Genomic DNA, 22091 nt, shown 5'->3' with positions numbered 1-22091 from the left:
AAATTTTATTTGCAATATGTAAAATTTTAGAAGTTAAATTCCGCATGGTGCGGAATTTATTATGAATGTGGTTTTGCTTGAGTGGCGTATTTTACACCCAAATCAAAAGCTTTAGCATTTGCGTCACGAGTTTTTGCAGGAACCATATGAAGCATAGTTTCCTTTAAAACATCTAAATCTATACATTTGCTCATATAAGCAGCAATTGCAAGTGCTACAACTGATTGAGTAGCCACATTTCCTACCTCATCTTTAGCTATGGTAATAATAGGAATTTCAAAAATTTGCCATTTTTTATAATCTTCACTTTCAGGATGTACCAAATTTGGCTCTACAACTATGATGCCTCCTTCTTTTACACCGCCACGAAAACCTTTATAGCCCTTATCTGCAGTCGAAAGCATAAAGTCTATCTCCCCTTCTACAGCATAAGGAAATAAAATTTCTTTATCATCAATGATAATATCCACCTTAGTAGGGCCACCACGCACTTGTGAAGTATAAGTTGAAGCCTTAAAAGCTTGGCGACCTTCTTTAATGGCTGCTTCTGCTAAAATTTCTCCTGCGGTGATAACACCTTGTCCGCCTTCACCACCAAATCTTAATTGATATTTCATTTTAAAGCTCCTAAATCCACCATTCTTTTTTCTTTGGCTGCACGACGTACTTCTTCATAAGCGTGGCAGTATTCTGGCTGAGAATTATCTTCATGTAAAATTCCTGTTGGAAATTTATCTTTTCTTTCTTCAAAATCCATGCTTTCAAATTTAGCTTTATCCACAACGCGATTTTTAATCCAATCAAGCATAGCTACAGCTTCGCCCATTTTATTTTTTCTACCTAGATTGATATGACAATTTGAAAAAACATCTACAAAACTATAACCCTTATGCGCTAGAGCCTTATAAATTAAATTTTCAAGCTTATTAGCTTCAATCACATTACCCCTTGCCACAAAAGAAGCTCCTGCAGCTTTAGTTAATTCACACGCATCAAAATTAGGGTCAATATTTCCAAATTGAGCTGTTACTGTATAAAAACCTTTTGGAGTGGTTGGGCTTGTTTGTGAATTCGTAAGTCCATAGATAAAATTATTGATCACAATGTGGGTTAAATCAATATTTCTACGACAACCATGTATGGTATGATTTCCACCAATTGCCAAAGTATCCCCATCTCCACTTACTACAATAACATGTTTACTAGGATTGGCTAATTTAATACCTGTTGCATAGGCTATTGCCCTACCATGAGTTGTATGAACTGTATTGCAATTTACATAAGAACTCATTCTACCACTACAACCTATACCCGAAACAAGACAAACATCATCCATATTCCAACCAAGTTTTTCTATTGCACGGATAATACATTTTAAAACAACGCCATCACCACATCCCCAGCACCACTGAGTAGGCATTTTATCTACTCTTAGATATTCATCATAATTAAAAGCCATTTATATATTCTCCTTTACCTTAGCAATAATTTCACTTGGAGTGATAGGACGACCATTTGCACGGTGCAAGCTAATAAAATCGCGACGCGAAGTTACTCTTTCAATCTCTTCAAGATATTGTCCCATATTAAGCTCGCTTACCATTACTTTTTTAAATTTGCTTACAACTTCAGCGATTTTTTTCTCAGCCACTGGATAAAGAGTAATTGGACGGAAAAGTCCCACTTTAATCCCTTGCTCTCTTAATCTTTGTATAGCTTCTTTTGCTGAACGACTTACGCTTCCATAAGCAATGATTAAAAATTCAGCATCATTAAGCATATACTCTTCATAAGCACAAATATCTTCTTGATTGTTTTTTATTTTACCTATGAGTCTTTCCATATTTTTTTTCACTATAACTCCATCTTCAGTTGGAAAACCTATATCTCCATGATGAAGTCCTGTAACATGATAACGATAACCTGTAAAGAAAGGATTTAAAGTTGCAGGCTCATTTTCTCCTGCTGCATAAGGTTTATAATCCTTTTTGTCTCCTTCAAATTTTTTACGGTTATACACTTTAATATCTTTTAAATCAGGTAAAACCGCTTTACCATTCATGTGCCCTACAGTTTCATCCATAAGTAAAAATACTGGAGTCATATATTTTTCAGCTAAATTAAACGCTCTAATGGTTTCTATATAAGCTTCTTCAAGACTTGCAGGAGCAATAGCAATGCTTGCAAAATCCCCATGAGTTGGTGCTTTAGCTTGAAACAAATCTCCTTGTGCTACACGAGTTGGAAGACCTGTCGAAGGACCACCTCTCATAACATTTACAATCACAAGTGGAATTTCAGCAATAAATGCAAGTCCTATTTGCTCCGCTTTTAAAGAAATTCCTGGACCGCTACTTGCAGTCATGGATTTTACTCCACTCATTGCCGCACCAATAGCCACGCTAATACCTGAAATTTCATCTTCCATTTGTATAAAAGTTCCATCATTTGCAGGAAGCATATGGCTTAATTCATGAGCTATCTCACTACTAGGAGTAATAGGATAACCTCCAAAAAATTTACATCCACAATCAATCGCAGCTTTGGCGATTAAAACATTACCTGTTGCTATAACTTCTCTCATTATTTTTCCTATGCTAATTTTTTGTATTTGTTATTTTTTACGGCTACAGCTCTATCTTTAGCCTCAGCAGTAAGTTTGGCAAATTTAAATTCATCTCTTTTTGCCACCATAATAGCAAAATCAGGGCAATGTGTCTCACACTCAGTACAGCCTATACAGGATTCAGGGTGTACCACCTCTATCATTTGTCCCAAAACCGCATGCACATCATCACGCATAGCTAAAACCCCAGCGGGGCAATAGCTAACACAAATATTACATGCTTTACATCTATGCTCATCTACCCAAACAGGGGTATCTTTTGGAGCTGTCATACTCATGTTTTTCCTTTATCAACCTAATATTTTTTGAATTTCTTCACCAATTAAAGCCGGAGAATCCACCACATGAATTCCATAACTTTTCAAAGCTTCTTTTTTAGCTGCAGCGCTTTCATCAGCACTTCCTACTATGGCACCTGCATGTCCCATTCTTTTGCCTTTAGGAGCAGTTGCACCTGCAATGAATGCTACCACAGGTTTGCTAATATTTTCTTTAATAAATTTAGCCGCTTCCACTTCCAAACTACCACCAATTTCACCTATCATTACAATAGCTTTAGTTTCATCATCTTTTTGGAATTCACTTAAAAGTTCTTTATAAGCAAGACCTATGATAGGATCACCACCAATTCCTACTGCAGTAGAAATTCCATAACCACCTTGAACTACCTGATTAGCAGCTTCATAAGTTAAAGTTCCACTTTTTGAAATAAGCCCCACGCAACCTTTTTTAAAAATAAAACCTGGCATAATACCTAATTTGCATTCTTCAGAAGTGATAATACCTGGACAATTTGGTCCAATGATTTTCATACCCTTTTTATTGGCATATTGCTTAGCAAACATCATATCTTTTACAGGCGTATGCTCGGTGATTACAACTGCAAGCTTAATACCCGCATCAGCTGCTTCAATCACGCTATCACCCACAGCAAAAGCAGGTACAAAGATCAAGCTCACATCAGCCTTTGTTGCTTTAACCGCATCTACAACGGTATCAAAAACTGGTTTACCTAAATGAGTTTGTCCGCCTTTATGAGGGGTGACACCTCCAACTATATTTGTACCATAAGCCATGCATTGCTCAGCGTGAAAAGTTGCTTCTTTACCTGTAAAACCTTGAACTATTACTTTTGTATTTTTATTAACCAATATACTCATTTTCTATCCTTATCCTACTAAACTTTTTACAAGCTCTGCACCGTTTTTAAGATTGGTTGCTGCTTTGATATTTTTAAGATTTGAATTATCTAAAATTGTCTTTGCTTCTGCTGCGTTAGTGCCATCAAGACGCACTACAATTGGAATATTTACCTCAACATTCTTAGTAGCTTCTAAAATTCCATTTGCTATCCTATCACAACGAACAATACCACCAAAGATATTGATAAATATAACTTTTACATTCTTATCTCTTAAAATGATTTCAAAAGCCTTTGCAACAGTTTCAGGAGAAGCTCCCCCGCCTACATCTAAGAAATTTGCAGGTTTTGCACCACTATAATTAATAATATCCATAGTTGCCATTGCTAGACCCGCACCATTTACCATACAAGCTACATCTCCATCTAATTTCACATAGCTTAAGCCAAATTCAGCCGCTTCTCTTTCAGCAGGATTTTCTTCAGTAATATCTCTAAGTTCAGCAATTTCAGGATGACGATAAAGCGCACTATCATCAAAACTGCATTTTGCATCAAGGGCATAAAAATCCCCTTCTGCAGTTTTAATTAAAGGATTGATTTCAAGCATATTCATATCTTTATCCATGTAAAGCTTATAAAGTTTAGCTATCATAGAAATAAGTTTTTTGCCTTCATCTTTATCAAGTCCTAAAACTCTCGCTACTTCAAGTCCATGAAACATTTTAAAACCAATTTGTGGATCAATGCCTACTTTTGCAATTTTTTCAGGACTTTCTTTGGCTACTTTTTCTATATCCATCCCTCCTTCACTTGAAGCGATAATGGTAATTTGCTCTGCCATTCTATTAAATAAAATAGCCAAATAATACTCTTTTACTATATTAGCGCCACTTTCTATATAAAGTTTTTGCACGAGCTTACCTTCAGGTCCTGTTTGATGAGTTACTAAATTCATTCCTAAAATTTTACTTGCATAATCTTTTACCTCATCTAAATTTTTAGCGATTTTAACACCACCACCAAGACCACGGCCTCCTGCATGAATTTGAGCTTTAACCGCCCAAACACTACCGCCTAATTCTTTAGCATTAGCCACAGCTTCATCTACGCTAAATGCAACTTTTCCCTTTAAGGTAGGGATACCATTATCCGCAAAAATTGCTTTTGCTTGATACTCATGTATGTTCATTTATTCTCCTTTATATTGATATTTGATTAAAGATTTTTCCAATTTGTCTTTTTCTTGTGAACTAAGATCTAATCTCATCATTTCAATCACACCTTCAAGTCCTAATCTTGCCATAACTCCCAAGGCTTTGTTTTGCACTCCAAATTCTCCATGTAAAATCACACTCATGGGTAAAAACTCGCCACTTCTTATGGACTCAAGCATTCTTATGCAAGCACTAGCAGGGGCTAAATAAGCTGAAGTTTTAAGATGTTTGATTACTTTAGCTCCACCTGTTTTAACTTCATTTTCCAAATCATCAAATTCTTCTTCATTTAAAAATTCGCTTATATTTTTATTTTTAACACTTGCGTAAGATTTTACCAAAACCATATCATCATTATGAAAACCAATAAGTCTTGTATCCACGCTTGACATTTTGACATTAAGTTTTTTGGCAAGCTCATACTTAAATCTTGCATTGTCTAAAACTCCCGCCATGGCTATAATTTTCTTTGATGAAAAAATTCCGCTTTCATAAAGAGTATTAAGTAGAAAATCCACAGGATTAGTTAAAATAATAAAAAGCGGATCTTCTGTAAAATCTTTAATTTTTTTAGCGCAATCAAGCATAATGCTTGTATTCAACTGAAGCAATTCTTCTCTACTTTGCCCATCTTTTCTAGCAAAACCTGCACTAAAAAGCACTATATCTGAATTTTTGGTATGAGTATAATCTTTAGTGCAAAGTAAATCTATATTTAAATTTAAAGCAGCTATGCTTTGAGTAAGTTCTAGTTCTTTTGCATAAAGTAAATCCTCATTGATATCTACTAAAACAATTTCATTTGCTATTTCTCTTAAAATCAAAGCATAAGCTACGCTTGAGCCCACATTACCAGCCCCTATAACAGTAATTTTCATCTTTGTCCTATTTTTTCTAAAATAGCGTTAAAAGTTGCACTTGGACGCATGATTTTATTTGCTTTTTCATCATCAAATTTATAATATCCACCCAAATCCACTTTCACACCTTGTGCATCATTAAATTCGGCTCTGATTTTTTCTTCATTAGAAGAAAGCTCTAGGGCAATATCTTTAAAAAAGCTTTGAAGCTCCATATCACTTGCTTGTCTTGCTAAATGATTTGCAAAATACATTGCTAAGTAAAAATGACTTGTTCTATTGTCATCTTCTTTAACTTTTCTTGATGGAGCTTTATTATTTTCAAGCCATTCGCCTATAGCCTCATCAAGACATTCTGCTAAAACCTTAGCTTTATGATGACTACACTTATTTGCATAAAATTCCAAACTTGCTTGCAAAGCCAAAAATTCACCCAAACTATCCCAACGCAGATGATTTTCTTCGACTAATTGTTCTACTTGTTTAGGTGCTGAACCCCCTGCTCCTGTTTCAAACATAGCTCCACCCTTTAACATAGGCACAACAGAAAGCATTTTTGCACTTGTTCCAAGCTCTAAAATAGGAAAAAGATCGGTTAAATAATCCCTTAAAACATTACCCGTGATAGAAATAACATCTTTACCTTCTCGGATTAACTCTAAACTTCTTAAACAAGCTTCTTTTGGAGCTAAAATGGCTATATTTCTACCCTTTTCTTTTAAACGATTTTGTACCAAAGTTATCATGATTTTATTACTAGCTCTTTTGCTATCTAACCAAAAAATAGCTTCGACTCCACTAAGTTCTGATCTTTCTATACCTAAATCAATCCAATTTAGCACCGCATCAAATTTAGCCTGATTAACTCTATAAATATCACCTTTTCTAACCTTATGTTCTAATAAAACTTTACCGTTAGAAACTATTTTAAAAGCTCCTTCTTCTTTAGCCACAAAGGTTTTATCGTGCGAGCCATATTCTTGGGCCTTTTTAGCCATTAAACCTACATTAGATACACTGCCAAGTTTTGAAGGATTTAAAGTACCATTTTTATGCAAATCTTCAATAACTGCTTCATAAATAGTTGCGTAAGTTTGATCAGGAATTACGGCATTTGTGTCCTTTTCCTTACCTTCCTTATCCCACAATCTTGCGCCATTTTTAAGCATTGCAGGCATAGAAGCATCAACAATAACATCGCTTGGAATATGAAGATTTGTAATGCCTTTATCTGAATTTACCATAGAAATATCTGCAGATTTAGCTAAAATTTCATTGTATTTTTTTAAAATTTCATCTTTTTTACTTGAATTTTCGATCTTACTTAAAAGCTCACTTAAACCATTATTTGGATTAATACCTAATTTTTCAAATTCATCTTGAAATTCGATAAATAATTCTTTAAAAAATACTTTTACCGCATAACCAAAAAGTATAGGATCACTTACTTTCATCATTGTAGCTTTTAAATGCAAAGAAAAAAGCACATCATCATCTTTGCTTGCTTTAATTTCTTTTGCATAAAATTCCTGAAGTTTTTGCACATCCATAAAAGTAGCGTCTAAAATTTCATTTTTTTCAAGTTTTAAGTCCTCTTTTAAAATTTCATTTTTACCATCAATACTTGTAAATTCTATATTAGCCACACAATCTTGATCGATTAAAACCGCTTTTTCATTAGAGAAAAAATCCCCTTCTTTCATGTAAGAAACACGAGTTTTTGAGTTTGGATTAAACTCAACCGCACGATAAGGATTGTTTTTTGCATAGTCTTTTACTGCTTTTGTTGAACGACGATCTGAATTTCCTTGTCTTAATACAGGATTAACCGCTGAACCTAAAACTTTTTGATATTTTGTTTTAATTTGCAATTCTTCATTATTTTTTGGCTCATCTGGGTAATTTGGTAACATATAACCCTTAACTTGCAATTCTTTAATCGCCGCCTTAAGCTGAGGAATAGAAGCTGAAATATTTGGGGTTTTAATAAGATTTGCATCCGATCTTTTGACAAGCTCGCCTAAAAGCCCTAAAGCATCTTCACATCTTTGTTCCTCTTTTAAATACTCACTAAAAGTAGCTAAAATCCTTCCAGATAAAGAAATATCCGAGGTTTTTACTTCTATATGCGCTCTACTTAAAAAAGCTTTCACTATAGGCAAAAACGAATAAGTCGCAAGAGCTGGGGACTCATCTGTTAAGGTATAAGTAATTTGCATTTTTAGTCCTTTAAAAACTTATTTTTATTTTCATTTTTAAGTATATTACAAATAAAAAAAAATGCAAGAGTAAGTTTAAAGTTTGTTTTAGTTTTCAAACAAACTTTAAATATTTTTAATTAAGCAAATTAGCAGGAAGTTGTATGATATTTTTAATAAGATTAAAAGGGGTTTTTAGGGTATCTGTTAAAATTTCGGTATGAAATTTAGGGTCATCTATACTTCCATCTATTTTTAAGTTTGTGCTAATTTCTTGATTTTTACCTAAAATTACATAATTTAAAATTGGAACCTTGGATATAGCTTCTGAAGCTGATTTTAAAGTTTTAAGCTCTAAACTAAAATCCACTGTATTTAATCTTAAATTTGCTGATCCTAAACCATATATATCTACACTATCGCCATTTAAATTAATAGCTGAAACACTTAAAAGATCTTTTTTCCTATTAAAAATAATCTTTCCATCATGCAAGCTTAAACCTTTTTGATTAAAAGTTGGAGATTTAAACATCAATAAACTTGGTACAGTATCAATAAAGGAAATAAGCTGATTTACACCTTTTAAATCCTTCACATAAGTGTTTTTAAAATCGATCTGTCCGTCAAAATACTCCAATCCACTTCCTTTTATACTTAAGTTAAACACTCCATCTTGAACAGCTTGTTTTTGTAAAAACTCATTTAAATAATTATCATCAATATTGCTAACGTTTAAATTTAAATCATTAGAAGAATAATAAAGATCAAATTTTGCATTTCCTCTAGAACCTTTAAGATCCAAAGCATTGCCTTTTAAATCAGCCTCTACCCTATCAAAAGCCAAAGTTTTATTAGAATCTGGCAAAATTAAAGCTACATTTGCTCCACCAAAACTAATATTTTGGGTATTAGTAGAAATATCAAATGTTGAATTTGAAGAGTTGGAATCTTTTCTATAAATATAACTTAAATTTTTCAAATGAATTTCTTTATTATCAGAACTTATTTTAGCACTTGCTGTATCACTTTGAGTATGAATTTCTATAATGCCTTTATTTTTTACAATATCAAAGCTATCATTTTCATAAGGAGTTTGACCGTTGATAAGTAAATTATTTTTAAAATAAGCATCATTAACGCTTGCATTAAAATCTTCGAAATTTAAAGTTTTATAATAAACATTTTTAGCATCGATAAACCCAAACTTTTTAAGCAATGGAGAAAATGAAAATAAAATCTTAGGATTACTAAGATTAGCCTCAAGTCCATCTTTAAAATTTAAAATCAAATTCCACTGAGGAATGCTAATGTTAACATTTTGCGAATAATCTAATTTTACTTCTACATTTTGATTTTTTAAATCTAAAAGCTCCCCATTGTCAAAATAAAGCCTTGAAATCTGAGTATTGAAATTTCCTTGCTGTTTTTGCAAGTCAAATTTAGCATTAAAATCAGCTTTTAAAAAGCCATTTTCAACACTAGCATTTTCTATATTTAAATTATTTTGATTTAATTTGACAAATGCTTTTGCAATATTAAAATCAGCCAAAGAAATACTAGCATTCTCTAAAGCTAAAATACCACTATAAAAAATTTCACCCTTATCATGAAAATCAATTTTAAGCTCTAAATCACTTTTAATTTTTCCGCTTTTTTGATAAAAAGGTAATGAAAAATGATAATCTTCCAAAGCTTTAGCAAGTTTTTCGTCAAATTTTAGATTATTAGACTTAATACGCAAATAAATCCCAGCTTTTTTTTCATCAAATAAATCATATAGATAAACCTTACTAGAACTTAAATCAGCACCATTATAGAAAGCTTTATTAAAGACAAAATCAAGCTTTTGTTTGTTTAAATTTAAATCGAGTTTTGGAATTTCAATAGCATTCATTTTATCATCCAAACGAACTTTGACATTATTAACATAACCTGATGCGCTAATATTGTCTAAATAATAATTATTTTTAGTAAAATCTATAAAGCCCTGCAAATAATCTAAATGATAAAATTCTCCCTTAGCCCTATATGCCATCCAAAGATTTAAACTCTGTGGAAGTTCTATTCTTTTATTAACTCTTTTAAAAATTTCCGTAATATTTCTAATATTTAAATCTTCTATTTTATAAGCTAAATTTTTATCTTTGTAAGAGATACTTGCGTTAAAGTCAAGCAATTCTCCAGTTGCTCTACCTTGAAAATAATAAAACTCGCTCTTAGTATTGATACTTAAATTTCCATCAATATTTAAATCATAATCTTTTAATAAAAGTTTTTTAATACCAGCTATAAGTTCTTTATTTTGACGCTGTAATGTTAATTTTAAAAACAATAAATCATTATCTATAAAAAATTCATTATCTTTAAATAAAATACGCACATGATTATCTTTTATATTTAAATTTTGTATATCAATCTCTTCAACAAAAGTATATAGATATTTTAAATTTTTTGTTATTTTTAAAATCTCTGTTGAAGCATTATCAGAAGAGTGAGTTTGTGATGAAATTTCGGAATTTTGAGTCTCATTTATAGTGATATTTTTTGCTCGTACAATTAATTTTTTATCTAATTTAATATATAATTGTTCTAATTTTAAAAAATCAAATTGGATACTAGAGATGACAATCCCATTTTTAAGCACTATAAACAAAGCTAATATAAGCACAACAAAAAATACAACAATATATAAAATTTTCTTTTTCATACGCAACTTCTTTTTGATATTTATTTTGGGGATTTTTTATTATCTAACTCAGCCTTTAAAAAGCAATTCTGTGGTATTTATTCCCCAAGGTTCAATTTCTCAAATTATAACATATTTAAAGCAAAATAAATATCAGATGAGTAGTATTGATAAATATATTTTATTTTTTTTAGGACACCCTCAATCAGGCTGGATCAACATAGGTACAAAAGATTTAAATAGAGCTGAATTTCTACATAAACTCACTATTGCTAAAGCAGCACTTCAAACCATTACTCTTATCCCAGGGGAAACAAGTGTAATCTTTTTAGAACAAGCAGCCAAACAACTTGGACTTGATAAAGATATACTTTTAAAAGAATTTCAAGCTCAAGCTCCTTATGATGAAGGAGTTTTTTTACCAGAAACTTATAAAATCCCAAAAGGCATTACAGAAAATCTACTCATTCAAATGCTTTTAAATCATGCTGAAATTTCCAATAAAAAAACTTCTGAGAAAATTTTTGGGGATTATAATCCAAAAAAATGGCACCAATATATCATCATCGCTTCTGTAATACAAAAAGAAGCTGCCAATGAAAATGAAATGCCTATAGTTGCAAGCGTAATTTACAATCGACTTAAAAAAGGTATGAAGCTTCAAATGGATGGAACTTTAAATTATGGAATTTACTCCCATGTAAAAGTTACCCCACAAAGAATAAGACAAGATAATAGCTCTTATAATACCTATAAATTTACGGGATTGCCTAAAGAAGCGGTTTGTAATGTTTCTTTAGCTGCTATTCGTGCAGCTATTTTTCCTTTAAAAACAGATTATTTATATTTTGTGCGTGATAAAAATACTGGAGTTCATATTTTTAACACAAATATAGATGATCACAATAAAGCTATAAATTTACAAAAAGGAAAATAATTTTGATATTTTTATACAAAATAATTAAATTGGAACAGTATTTGCTTGCTAATATTAAAAATTATAAAAAGGATAAAAAATGATTAACCCATTTAAGTCAAAAGAACTAGTCACTGGTGCTTTAGCGGGTAGAAATCTAAGAAATCAACTCATCAATGCCAATCTTGCAAATGTTGATACTCCTTTTTATAAAGCAAGAGATATTGAATTTGAAACAGCTTTGGTAAATCGTGCAAATGAAATTTTTAAAAAAAATGATAATAAAGAATTGCAATTAGCCGTAACTGAAGAAGGACATCAAAAACCTTGGAAATTTCCAGATCCTAGTAAATCTACTATTTACTTAAGAGACGGACATTTAGCAAGAAATGATGCAAATACTGTTGATCTAGATGTAGAAACCACAGAAATGAGCAAAAATACAGTTATGATAACAGCTCTTGATGGAGTTTTAAGAAGACAAAGCAATATCTTTAGTTCTATACTTGACGCAAGCTCTAAATTAAGTTAAAGGTAAATTATGGCATACTTAAGTGATTTTGATATTAGTGGTTATGGTTTAAGTGCTCAACGTTTTAGAATGAATGTTATTAGCTCTAATATAGCTAATGCAAACACTACAAGAACAGCTGAGGGTGGGCCTTATAGAAGACGCGAAGTGATCTTTAAAGCAACAGATTTTGATAAGCTTTTAAATGAGCAAATTAACAAAGATAATAATTTTTTAAAATATGAAAATCCTTTAAATGATCCAAGTTCGCCAGAAGAAGCTAAACCTGCTATTCAAAGTGTTGTAGTGGATAAAGTGGTCAGAGATGACAAAGATTTTCGCATGAAGTATGATCCGAGCCATCCTGATGCAAATGCTGAAGGTTATGTAGCGTATCCAAATGTAAATCCTGTTATTGAAATGGCAGATTTGATTGAAGCTACAAGAGCTTATCAAGCCAATGTAAGTGCTTTTACAAGTGCAAAAACTATAGCTCAAAGTGCGATTGATTTATTAAGAGGATAATAAAAAATGAACAATATTAATGATTTAAGATTAAATAATAATATTTCAAATACCAACAAAAGTCAAAATTCCACAGGAATTGGTGATGAATTTGCCAAGATGCTTAAAAATGAAATCGATGATTTAAATAAAGCACAAGAAAGTGGAGAAGCTGCAATGACAGACATTGCCACAGGACAAGTAAAAGATTTACATCAAGCAGCTATAGCTATCACTAAAGCTGAAAGCAGTATGAAATTTATGCTAGAAGTAAGAAATAAAGCGATCAGTGCTTATAAAGAAATCACAAGAACTCAAATTTAAACCCTAATGCAAGAATATAAAAAAAATAGGGTTTCAAAAGTTGCCTTTGCCTACTGCATGGCACTTTTGTTTATGATTATTTTTATCAGCTCTACTTTTTTTCTTACATCAAAACGTCATATACCTAACACTGAAAAAGATCAATATGCTCTTGCTCTAAGAGGATCGATTATAACTAAAGATAATTTTACTATCACAAGTTCTAAACAAATTTATCGCGCTGAAATTGATCTTAGAAGTATCAACAAAGATAAATTTGATCTATTTTTAAAGCTTTTTCAAATTTATAGTGGGATAAGTAACGATCAAATAGCAGATATTAAAAAAAGAATGCAAAATCAAAAAAAACGCTCTTATAATTTTGTTCTTTTACAAAACTTAGATTCCAAGCAAGCAAGCTACCTTAAAGACCTTGCTAAAAAACTTTATATACAAGGCTTTTTCAAAGCTTTTACAAATAATTCTGGAAGAGTTGAAACAAGAGGATTAAATATCATCGAACATGAAGAAGATAGAATTTACATGTCAAAAGATTCTTTTACTCCTATTATCGGTTATACTAAAATGATATTAGATCCAGAAAGTGGAATTTTAAAAAATATAGGAGTTAAAGGTTTAGAAAAATACTACGATGAATGTCTAAGTCCTGTTCAAAATGAAAAAATTCAAGGACTTAAAGATATAGGTGGAAATATTATTTTAAATCTAAATTCACTACAACAAAAAAAGATCAATGGTTGTGATTTATATTTAAATCTTTCTTTAAAACTACAAAAAAGCATAGAAAAAGCCATAGATCAAAGAAATGAGGATTTAAAAGCCAATGAAATCATCGTTGGGGTAATGGAAAGCAAAACAGGAAGAATTTTAGCTTTAGCAAGCTCAAGGCGCTATGACCCGCAAAATCGTGGAAAAGATCTATCAGTTCTTAATGCAAGCGCTATAGAATACGGCTATGAAGCAGGTTCTGTTATCAAACCTTTTATCTTTACAACAGCCTTAAGACTTGGTAAAATAAAAATGGATGAAGTAATTAATACTTATGGCGGTTCTTATAAGCTAGGACGTTTCACCATCAAAGACGATCACAAAATGGACAAAATGACTATGGAGGAAGTTATAAGATATTCTTCAAATATAGGCATGATACAAATTGCTAAAAGACTTAACAATATAGAAATCGTATCAGGACTTAAAATATTTAAATTTGGCGAAAAAAGTGGTATTGACCTACCCTATGAACAAAAAGGAGAAATTCCAAATCCTAAGCGCTTAAGAGATATAGAAAAATCTGTTTTAAGTTATGGTTATGGACTTAAAACAACCTTTATACAACTCCTTGCGGCTTATAATGTTTTCAACAATGATGGGTTTTATATCACACCGCGTTTAGCTGAAAAATTCTATCAAAATGGACGCTTTACAAATCTTGATAATGATGTAAAAAAAGAAAAAATTCTTTCTAGCGAAGCTGCTAAAACGATGCAAAATGTTCTTATAAATGTTATAGAAAAAGGAACAGGAAAAAAAGCAATTACACAAGGTATTATTGCAGGAGGTAAAACAGGAACGGCAAGAATAGCCGAAAGACAAGGTTACACCTCAAATCGCTACAATGCATCCTTTTTTGGTTTTGCAAATGATTTAAATCACGCCTATACCATAGGAGTTCTCGTAAGACATCCTACTAAACCTTATAGTTATTATGCTGCACAAAGCGCTTTGCCTATGTTTAAAGATGTTGTTGATATTTTAATCAATGAAGAATTTCTAACGCCTATACAAGACAATAACCAAACTAGCACAAACAACTAGTTTGATATATCTTTAGAAAATATCACCTCAACAGCACCTATAAGTTCTTCAGCAATCTTAGCAGCAAAAGTTGTATCATTAAGTATTGAAATTCCTTCAGCTGTTGTGATTTTTCTTACCGAAATAAGATGTTCAACATTGCTCAAGGTTAAAGTATCGATTTCTTTTAAAATTTCTTTTCCTTTTTGAAGATTTTTAATAATCAAATAAAGCTTTTCACGATCTTCAACCACTCTAAGCTCTTCGATACTTCTTAAAAGCTCTCCTAAATTCGATCTAATTTTATTATACTCTAAAGCCAAAAATTCATTAGAAGAACTAGAATATTTCTTAATATTTGCTTGGATAATTTTTAAATTTTTAGTTGTTTCGGCTAAATTTTTAGCTGCCATCTTAAAGGTAAAAATTTTATGATTCTTTGCTTCATCGTTAATATAAACTTGTGCTTTAGTTGAAAAATCAATAATAGCTTCAAAAAGAACCTTTATCCTAGTTTGATACAAATAGTCCAAATCCACATTTTTACTAAACCACCTTTTATTTTCTAAAATTTCTTTAAAACTTTTATCACTTTGTATATCTTTACGACTAAAACCTATAGCATGAGCAACAATTGCATAGGTATTGTTATAAAGATGCTCGCTTTCTTTCCTTAAAGCTTCGATGGCTGTGTCGCTAAACTTAACCAAACTACTATCAAGATATAAAGGTTTGTCTTTATTCTTATCTTTAGGAGCTTTTACCAACTTATTTAAAAAAAGAACAATTTGAGGAGTAAAGAATGAAAAAAGCACAACACCAATTAAATTGAACAAAGTGTGAAATAATGCTACTTTCAAAGCTATATCTTCTATGTTTAATACAATGGATAAAAAATTAAGAAAATGTATAAAATAAGGAAAAATAAGCACTATTAAAAAAGCTATACCAAAATTAAAAATACAATTTGCAAACGCTAATTTCTTTCCTTCAATATTGGTACTTAAAGAAGCTAAAGCAGCCGTTACAACCCCTCCAACACTAGTACCTAAAGTTGCTGCTAAGGAATTTTCCAAACTGATTTGTCCAGCAAGTAAAGCAGCAACAATAATAGCCATTGTAGCTGTGCTTGATTGTATAACTCCTGTAAGCAAAGCACCCAATCCTAAAAAAACAAAAACTCCTTTAAAACCAGCAAAATCAAAGCGAGAAAGATCAATTATATGTTTAAAATTTTCAAAACCACTTTTAATATAATCCACACCCAAAAAGAAAAATCCTATACCAATAAAAATATTACCCAAACCCTTTAAAACACTATCTTTTTGAAAGAAAAATAATACTCCAATAATCAAAAGTGGGATAGCTAACATTGAAATTTTAATATTTGTCAAACCAACAATCAGCCAAGAACTTGCCGTATTTCCTAAATTTGCTCCAAAAATAATCCCTATGCCCGCACCTAAAGAAATAAGCCCTGCACTCAAAAAAGAAATCGTAATAATAGAAACTAAAGTTGAAGATTGCATAATTAAAGTACTTAAAGTACCAAAAAGTATACTTTTTATCTTTGTATCAGTTGACTTTGCTAAAATTTTTTCAAGCAAACCACCACTAAAAGCTTTAAAACCTATACCTAAATTAGTCATTCCAATAAGAAGTATTGCCACTCCTGCTAAAAGATTGGCAAGCCCATCATAACGAATTAAAATAAAAATCAGAACTAAAGTAAAAATGCTCCATGAAATAAATTTAAAATATTTTAAAGAATTTCTTTCCTCTTGCAATGCCTAACCTTTTAGTTTTTCAAATTCATTCATCAGAAATTCTCTTAAATTTTCAGCTTCTTCTTCCCCTTTTTCTAGATACTCAAGCAATAAATTTTCTAATTCTTTTAAAAAAGAAAAAAGTTCGTTTTGCCAAATACTATCGTTTTTATTACTCAAATTCATGGTTTGTATGAAAGTCAGCTCCCTGCTTAAATCCCCAAGTTTTTCTAAAAATTCATCTTTTTGATAAGAAATTTTTAATGCTAAATTAGTATTTTGGATATTTTCTTTAAATTCTCTGATTTTTTCATCGATTAAATCACAAAATTTCGGATAAATATCCATTTTAATAGGCTCTAAAAGAGTTCGCTCATCTATATTTAAAGTAAGCTTTTTAACAGCAAAATAAAGAGCTAAAAAAGACAAAGCTGCTATGAGTAAATAAATTCCTAGCATTAATAACCCTTAAGGGCTAGCATGCCGCCATCTAAATTAATGCTTTCAAGTCCCAATTTTTCGGCTATAAATTCAGCTGCAACCATGCTTCTATGACCACTACGACAAATAAAAGCAAGTTTTTTATTTTCATCTCTTTTACTTTGAAATTCATCTAAAAATTTAGCATTTAAAAGCCCTTTATTATCATATAAAGCCACACATTGCGCATTAGGTAAAATACCTTCTTCCCATTCTAAAGGAGTGCGCACATCAAAAATTTGATATGCGTTTAAATCTTGCTTTGTCCAAAGACTTGCAGGGATATTCTCTATCATGAAAAAGCCTTGTTGATGATTTTTGTAAGGCTTGCATTAAATTCAGCAGGATTATCCACGCCCATACCTTCGCTTAGTTTTGCCATATTTAAAACTAGGGTTGCTATATCTGCGCTAAAAGTTTCGTTGTTTTTAAGACCTGTAAAAATAGCGTGTTTTGGATTGATTTCTAAAATAGGTTTGAAATTTTGCTCTTGACCCATTTGTTTTAAGAGTTGCTGCATAGCAAAATCAGGTTTATTTTTATCATAAACTATACAACTTGGGCTATCTTTTAAACGACTGGTTAGTCTTACATCTTCAACTTGATCTTTTAGAAGTTCTTTAAATTTAGCTACAAGTGGAGCAAAAGTATTTTTTTCTTCATCACTTAGTTCATTTTTATCTTCTACTTGATTGATGGCTACAAATTTCAAACCTTCAAATTCTAGCATAGGAGTTACTAAAGAATCAATCTCATCGTCCATGAGTAAAACTTCTATATTTTTTTGTTTATACTCTTCAAGCAAAGGAGAGGTTCTTAATAAACTTTCATTATTTCCTGCTATATAAAAAATTTCCTTTTGTTCGCCTTGAAGGTCATTTTTATACTCCTCTAAAGAGCGTAAATTTTCACCTTTAGTGCTTTTATAAAGCATGAGTTTTAAAAGACCGTCTTTTTCTCCACCAAAACCATAAAGTCCTTCTTTTAATACCTTGCCAAAGGTTTTAAAGAAAGATAAGTATTTTTCTTTATCATTGTTTTTTAGTTTTTCAAGTTCACCTAAAATCTTTTTAACGCTAGCTTCTTTAACACCTTTTAAAATTTGATTTTCTTGTAAAATTTCACGGCTTACATTAAGCGGCAAATCTTCTACATCGATAATCCCACGCACAAAACGCAAATAAGTTGGTAAAAGTTCTTTATCGTCATCACTGATAAATACGCGTTTTACATAAAGTTTTAAGCCACTTTGATAATCCACACGGAATAAATCAAAAGGTGCATTTTGTGGTATGAAAAATAAAGAATTGTATTCTAATTTTCCTTCGCTTTTAGTGTGAAGATAAAGTAAAGGTTTGTTTGAATCATGAAAATTTTGCTCATAAAATCTTTCATAATCTTCTGCTTTAAGGCTTGATTTTTGCATTCTCCATAAAGCATTGGCTTTATTGATTTGAGAAATTTTAAGTTCAGTTTTCCCTTCTTCTTCGCCTTCTTTAGCAGGAGTAAATTCTTCTTTTTCCATGAAAATTGGAAATTGAATATGATTAGAATATTTTTCAATAATGCTTTCGATTTTATAAGTATTAGCAAACTCATCATCTTTTAAATATAAAGTAATGCTTGTTCCTTGTTCTTCTTTGTTTGCGTCATCAATCTCATAACCATTTGCATCAGAACTCCAAAGATAAGCTTTATCATCTAAAGCTTTTTTACTTAAAACTTCGATTTTACTAGCCACCATAAAAGCAGAATAAAAACCTACTCCGAATTGTCCTATGAGTTGAGAATCTTTTTTAGCATCACCGCTCAAATTTTCTAAAAAGCTTTTAGTACCGCTTTTTGCTATGGTTCCAAGGTTGTTGATAAGATCATCTTTATCCATACCTATACCATTATCACTAATGCTTAAAGTTTTTTTATCTTTGTCAATTTTGATTTCAATTTTAGGTTCGAATTTTAAGCTTTTATATTTATCATCACTTACACTCAAAAAATTAAGCTTATCTAAAGCGTCGCTTGCGTTTGAAATAAGTTCTCTTAAAAAAATTTCTTTATTAGAATATAAAGAGTGTATCATAAGCTGTAAAAGCTGATTTACTTCGGTTTGAAATTGCATTTTAATCTCCTTTGTAATTTTTTAAAGTGGTATTTTAGCAAAAAATACAAATTCTAAAGTAAATTTAAAGATTTATTTGAAAATTATAAAACCAAGCCATGCGGCAAATAAGCAAAGAAAGACATTTAAGATAATATTTAACGCAAAATGAAGATAATTTCCACTTTGCAAAAGAAGTAAATTTTGATAAGAAAAAGTAGAAAAAGTTGTAAAAGCTCCTAAAAAACCTGTACTTATAAAGCTTTTAAGCAAAGGAGATAAACCTTTATTTTGGGCATAAGAAAACAAAAGTCCTATGATAAAAGAACCCAAAACATTAACAAAAAGAGTTCCAAGGCTGATAGAATAAGGAAAAAATTTATTCACTAAATTTATAGAAAGCATTCTTAAGATTGCCCCTATAAATCCCCCAAAACCAACAACTAAAAGGGTATTTAGCAAAGCTTAGCTCTTTCTTGCTCGAGCAATTCTTGCATTTTTTTTCTGGTGTTTTCAAGCCATTTTTCATCATTTGTATCGACTAAATCCATACAAATGATTTTAAGTACTCCACTGCTTGCACTAAAACTTTTTGTGTCTAAAATTTTTGCAGAATCCACAATTAAAATAGGCTGAACTTTAAGATTTAATTTTTCACTTAAAATTTTTGCTCCACTTTGAAATTTAAGCATTTTTTCATTTTTAGATCTAGTTCCTTCTGGAAAAATAGCCAAAACCCTATCTTCGCTAATTCTTTCTTTTGCTTCTTTTAAAACTCGTACCAAATCACGCGGATTTTTTCTATCTATACAAAGAAGTTTTGGTTTTTTCATAGCGACTTTGAAAATAGGAATTTCTCCTAATTCTTTTTTGGCAATCCAGCATAAATTTTTAGGATATAATTCTTCTAAAGCAATGATATCTAAAGCACTTTGATGATTCATTAAAATCATCTGAGCTTGTGGATTAAAAGTACCAATGATTTCTTGTTTATAAGAGATGGTATATCTTTGAAATTTAGCCCAAATTTTGCGGATTTTCCAAAGTGTGTTTTGAGATTTTGTAAAGTAAAAACAAAAAACCACCAAAGCAACGCTTAAAACAAAAAAAATCCAAAAATAAAGAGCTTTAATTTTTTTGTAAATCATCTTTATTAACCCAACCTATTTTTCCATCAGAAAACAGTACTTTAATATAATTTTGTCTTTTGCCTAAAACTTCTACTTTTTCATCTGCATTTGCCGTATAAAAATAAGTTGAAGGCTCTGTAGGTAAAATTTTAGCCCTAGAACCAGCCTTGATAATTGCATTTTGAGTATTGGTATCCACAAGAAAACTAAGCGCAAAACAAACAACTGCCAAAGCCAGAATAATGTAATTTTTTCTCCATACAAATAAAGCTCCAAATAAAACCGCTAAAAACCATAAGGTATATTGTTTATAAATATTTAAGTCTTTATTTACAGGATTTAAATCACTCTGAGTGCTGATCTCATCGTCACTAATTTTTAGTTTTAAATTTATATTTTCAAGCTTTTTACTGTCCTTATTGAAATACGAAAATTCAAAATTTGTTTTACTTAATGGCAAAATAGCATAATAAAAAGCACTAGAAGCATTAAAATCCCCTTTTAAATTTTCAATGCCTTGCTTTTGAATTCCTTCTATAAAAAAGCTTTTAAGATTTGTATTGGTTGCGTTTAGTTCTACCATCATAATGATATTAGCATCATCAAAATAACTCGCTTTAACTTTTTTAATTTCCAAAGAACTTGCCACAAGGTGTGAAAAATCTTTATTGGATAAAGTATTTTCAAATTTGATAGGATTAAGATTGATATCAGCCTCTTGAAAAGCTTCATTATTTCTAAGAAGTTTGATAGAAATTTTACTCAAACTAGCATTTGAATTTTTAGCTTCAAACCATAAAGTTGTTTTATATTCGTTATTGATAAATTCCCATTTTGCATCTGGATTTAAAAAAGATAAATTAGTTTTTTCTACGCTTATGTTAAAATCAAATTTTGTATTTTCCGTAGTGCGAGCATAGATCGTAATAGGAAAAACTTCTCCAACATATACCCTACTTGGATATTCATCATTTGTAAGAACCAAACTCCCTTTAGCTATAAAAGGATCATCTACATTGCTTTCAAAGTCATTATTTTCATCGCTTGGCGGAATATTTTGATAAATTTTTTGTTCTTCTTGGGGTAATTTTTGTAATTCTTTTTGCATATTTTCATCTTGGCCGCTAAATACAGAAATTTCACCTCTGCCGAACAATACAACAACACTAAAAACTAAAGTTAATAAAATTTTCAAAATAAAAAGCCTTTAAGCATTTTCAAACCTAGATCATTACCTAGAACTTTTTCACAAGCACGCTCAGGATGTGGCATGAGTCCAAAGATTTTTTTGTTTTCATCACAAATTCCTGCGATATCAAATACAGAACCATTTGGATTTGACTCGTATTTTAGAGTAATAAGATCTTTATCTTGCAATTCTTTTAAAGTAGCCTCATCAGCGTAATAATTTCCCTCTCCATGGGCAATTGGCAAATTAATAATTTCATCTTTTTTGAAATTTTTCAAAAAGGCATTATCATTAGAAACTACTCTTAAATTTTGGTTTTTTGAGATAAAGCTAAGATTGTTGTTATGCTTCATTGCACCTTTTAAAAGACCGCTTTCAAGTAAAATTTGAAAACCATTGCAAATACCTAAGATATATCCTCCCTTTTTTGCATGATTAAAAACACCTTGCATAACAGGAGCAAGTTTTGCAATAGCTGCACATCTTAGATAATCTCCATAAGAAAATCCGCCTGGCAAAACAACTAAATCTGCATCAAATTCTTTTTCTTCATGCCAAACAATCTGCGTTTTTACTCCAAGTTTTTCAAAGGCATAAGCTGTATCAAATTCACAATTTGTCCCTGGAAATCTAATAATAGCAACTTTCATT

The 22091-nt window shown here is 30.9% G+C and carries 21 protein-coding genes and 1 pseudogene; 5 read left to right on the top strand and 17 right to left on the bottom strand.

Annotation, left to right across the window (positions count from 1 at the left end; genetic code table 11):
* Nucleotides 1–59: 59 nt before the first annotated feature.
* The 9 genes from AJ932_RS03600 to AJ932_RS03560 all read right to left on the bottom strand — a co-directional run bounded on the left by AJ932_RS03600 (nucleotide 60) and on the right by AJ932_RS03560 (nucleotide 10749).
* Nucleotides 60–617, bottom strand: a complete 558-nt coding sequence (locus AJ932_RS03600; RefSeq protein ID WP_002870949.1) for a 2-oxoacid:acceptor oxidoreductase family protein — start codon at nucleotides 615–617, stop codon at nucleotides 60–62.
* Nucleotides 614–1459, bottom strand: a complete 846-nt coding sequence (locus tag AJ932_RS03595) for a 2-oxoglutarate ferredoxin oxidoreductase subunit beta (protein WP_002854895.1) — start codon at nucleotides 1457–1459, stop codon at nucleotides 614–616. Before AJ932_RS03595 ends, AJ932_RS03600 begins: the two co-directional genes overlap by 4 nt.
* Nucleotides 1460–2584, bottom strand: a complete 1125-nt coding sequence (locus AJ932_RS03590; RefSeq protein WP_070233418.1) for a 2-oxoglutarate synthase subunit alpha — start codon at nucleotides 2582–2584, stop codon at nucleotides 1460–1462.
* 8 nt (nucleotides 2585–2592) lie between these two features.
* Entirely contained in the window at nucleotides 2593–2904 is a 312-nt protein-coding gene (locus tag AJ932_RS03585; protein WP_002854819.1) for a 4Fe-4S binding protein, read from the bottom strand.
* A 12-nt stretch (nucleotides 2905–2916) separates the two neighbouring features.
* Entirely contained in the window at nucleotides 2917–3786 is an 870-nt protein-coding gene (gene sucD, locus AJ932_RS03580) for a succinate--CoA ligase subunit alpha (protein WP_044779927.1), read from the bottom strand.
* A gap of 9 nt (nucleotides 3787–3795) precedes the next feature.
* On the bottom strand, nucleotides 3796–4959 hold the full coding sequence (sucC, locus tag AJ932_RS03575) for an ADP-forming succinate--CoA ligase subunit beta (protein WP_002855069.1): 1164 nt from the start codon (nucleotides 4957–4959) through the stop codon (nucleotides 3796–3798).
* Complete coding sequence (locus tag AJ932_RS03570; RefSeq protein ID WP_070278847.1) at nucleotides 4960–5862, bottom strand: malate dehydrogenase; 903 nt, start codon at nucleotides 5860–5862, stop codon at nucleotides 4960–4962. It lies immediately after the preceding gene.
* The gene (locus AJ932_RS03565; RefSeq protein WP_070278848.1) at nucleotides 5859–8063 is read right to left on the bottom strand and encodes an NADP-dependent isocitrate dehydrogenase; all 2205 of its coding nucleotides are present in this window, start codon (nucleotides 8061–8063) and stop codon (nucleotides 5859–5861) included. The genes AJ932_RS03570 and AJ932_RS03565 overlap by 4 nt, the downstream gene beginning before the upstream one ends.
* Nucleotides 8064–8178: 115 nt before the next feature.
* On the bottom strand, nucleotides 8179–10749 hold the full coding sequence (locus AJ932_RS03560; protein ID WP_070276572.1) for a DUF3971 domain-containing protein: 2571 nt from the start codon (nucleotides 10747–10749) through the stop codon (nucleotides 8179–8181).
* On the opposite strand from AJ932_RS03560, the gene mltG reads away from it, so the two are divergent.
* From mltG to AJ932_RS03535, 5 genes are all read left to right on the top strand, one after another.
* Nucleotides 10664–11665 (top strand): endolytic transglycosylase MltG, encoded by a 1002-nt coding sequence (gene mltG, locus AJ932_RS03555; protein WP_044778761.1) that lies wholly within the window; start codon nucleotides 10664–10666, stop codon nucleotides 11663–11665. The two genes, AJ932_RS03560 and mltG, sit on opposite strands and share 86 nt — an antisense overlap.
* Before the next feature lie 79 nt (nucleotides 11666–11744).
* Nucleotides 11745–12176 carry a flagellar basal body rod protein FlgB gene (gene flgB, locus AJ932_RS03550; protein WP_002854879.1) on the top strand — a complete coding sequence of 144 codons (432 nt, stop codon included), beginning with the start codon at nucleotides 11745–11747 and terminating at the stop codon, nucleotides 12174–12176.
* A gap of 9 nt (nucleotides 12177–12185) precedes the next feature.
* Nucleotides 12186–12680 (top strand): flagellar basal body rod protein FlgC, encoded by a 495-nt coding sequence (flgC, locus tag AJ932_RS03545; RefSeq protein ID WP_002855235.1) that lies wholly within the window; start codon nucleotides 12186–12188, stop codon nucleotides 12678–12680.
* A gap of 6 nt (nucleotides 12681–12686) precedes the next feature.
* Nucleotides 12687–12983: a flagellar hook-basal body complex protein FliE gene (fliE, locus tag AJ932_RS03540; RefSeq protein ID WP_002856884.1), complete on the top strand. Its 297-nt coding sequence runs from the start codon at nucleotides 12687–12689 to the stop codon at nucleotides 12981–12983.
* Nucleotides 12984–12989: 6 nt separating this feature from the next.
* Nucleotides 12990–14798: a peptidoglycan D,D-transpeptidase FtsI family protein gene (locus AJ932_RS03535; RefSeq protein ID WP_044794220.1), complete on the top strand. Its 1809-nt coding sequence runs from the start codon at nucleotides 12990–12992 to the stop codon at nucleotides 14796–14798.
* Here AJ932_RS03535 and AJ932_RS03530 read toward each other — a convergent pair.
* From AJ932_RS03530 to purQ, 8 genes and pseudogenes are all read right to left on the bottom strand, one after another.
* A complete protein-coding gene (locus AJ932_RS03530) occupies nucleotides 14795–16564 on the bottom strand; it encodes a Na/Pi cotransporter family protein (protein ID WP_070233416.1) in 1770 nt (589 codons plus the stop codon). The genes AJ932_RS03535 and AJ932_RS03530 overlap by 4 nt on opposite strands.
* A gap of 3 nt (nucleotides 16565–16567) precedes the next feature.
* Nucleotides 16568–17002, bottom strand: coding sequence for a hypothetical protein (locus tag AJ932_RS03525; protein WP_070233415.1), 435 nt, complete (start codon nucleotides 17000–17002; stop codon nucleotides 16568–16570).
* Nucleotides 17002–17319: a rhodanese-like domain-containing protein gene (locus AJ932_RS03520; RefSeq protein WP_002861250.1), complete on the bottom strand. Its 318-nt coding sequence runs from the start codon at nucleotides 17317–17319 to the stop codon at nucleotides 17002–17004. Before AJ932_RS03520 ends, AJ932_RS03525 begins: the two co-directional genes overlap by 1 nt.
* On the bottom strand, nucleotides 17316–19142 hold the full coding sequence (gene htpG / locus AJ932_RS03515; RefSeq protein WP_002921604.1) for a molecular chaperone HtpG: 1827 nt from the start codon (nucleotides 19140–19142) through the stop codon (nucleotides 17316–17318). The genes AJ932_RS03520 and htpG overlap by 4 nt, the downstream gene beginning before the upstream one ends.
* 72 nt (nucleotides 19143–19214) lie before the next feature.
* The gene (gene crcB / locus AJ932_RS03510; protein ID WP_002855143.1) at nucleotides 19215–19583 is read right to left on the bottom strand and encodes a fluoride efflux transporter CrcB; all 369 of its coding nucleotides are present in this window, start codon (nucleotides 19581–19583) and stop codon (nucleotides 19215–19217) included.
* Entirely contained in the window at nucleotides 19577–20269 is a 693-nt protein-coding gene (locus AJ932_RS03505; RefSeq protein WP_044778765.1) for a lysophospholipid acyltransferase family protein, read from the bottom strand. The genes crcB and AJ932_RS03505 overlap by 7 nt, the downstream gene beginning before the upstream one ends.
* On the bottom strand, nucleotides 20250–21446 hold the full coding sequence (locus AJ932_RS03500; RefSeq protein ID WP_044779934.1) for an SH3 domain-containing protein: 1197 nt from the start codon (nucleotides 21444–21446) through the stop codon (nucleotides 20250–20252). Before AJ932_RS03500 ends, AJ932_RS03505 begins: the two co-directional genes overlap by 20 nt.
* Nucleotides 21418–22090: pseudogene (gene purQ, locus AJ932_RS03495) on the bottom strand (phosphoribosylformylglycinamidine synthase I). Before purQ ends, AJ932_RS03500 begins: the two are co-directional and overlap by 29 nt.
* Nucleotide 22091 lies beyond the last annotated feature (1 nt).

This window comes from Campylobacter sp. BCW_6873 (genome assembly GCF_001762365.1).
Taxonomy (GTDB): Bacteria; Campylobacterota; Campylobacteria; order Campylobacterales; family Campylobacteraceae; genus Campylobacter_D; species Campylobacter_D jejuni.
Note: the sequence above shows the minus strand (reverse complement) of the source record. Positions and strands in the feature narration are given on the sequence as shown.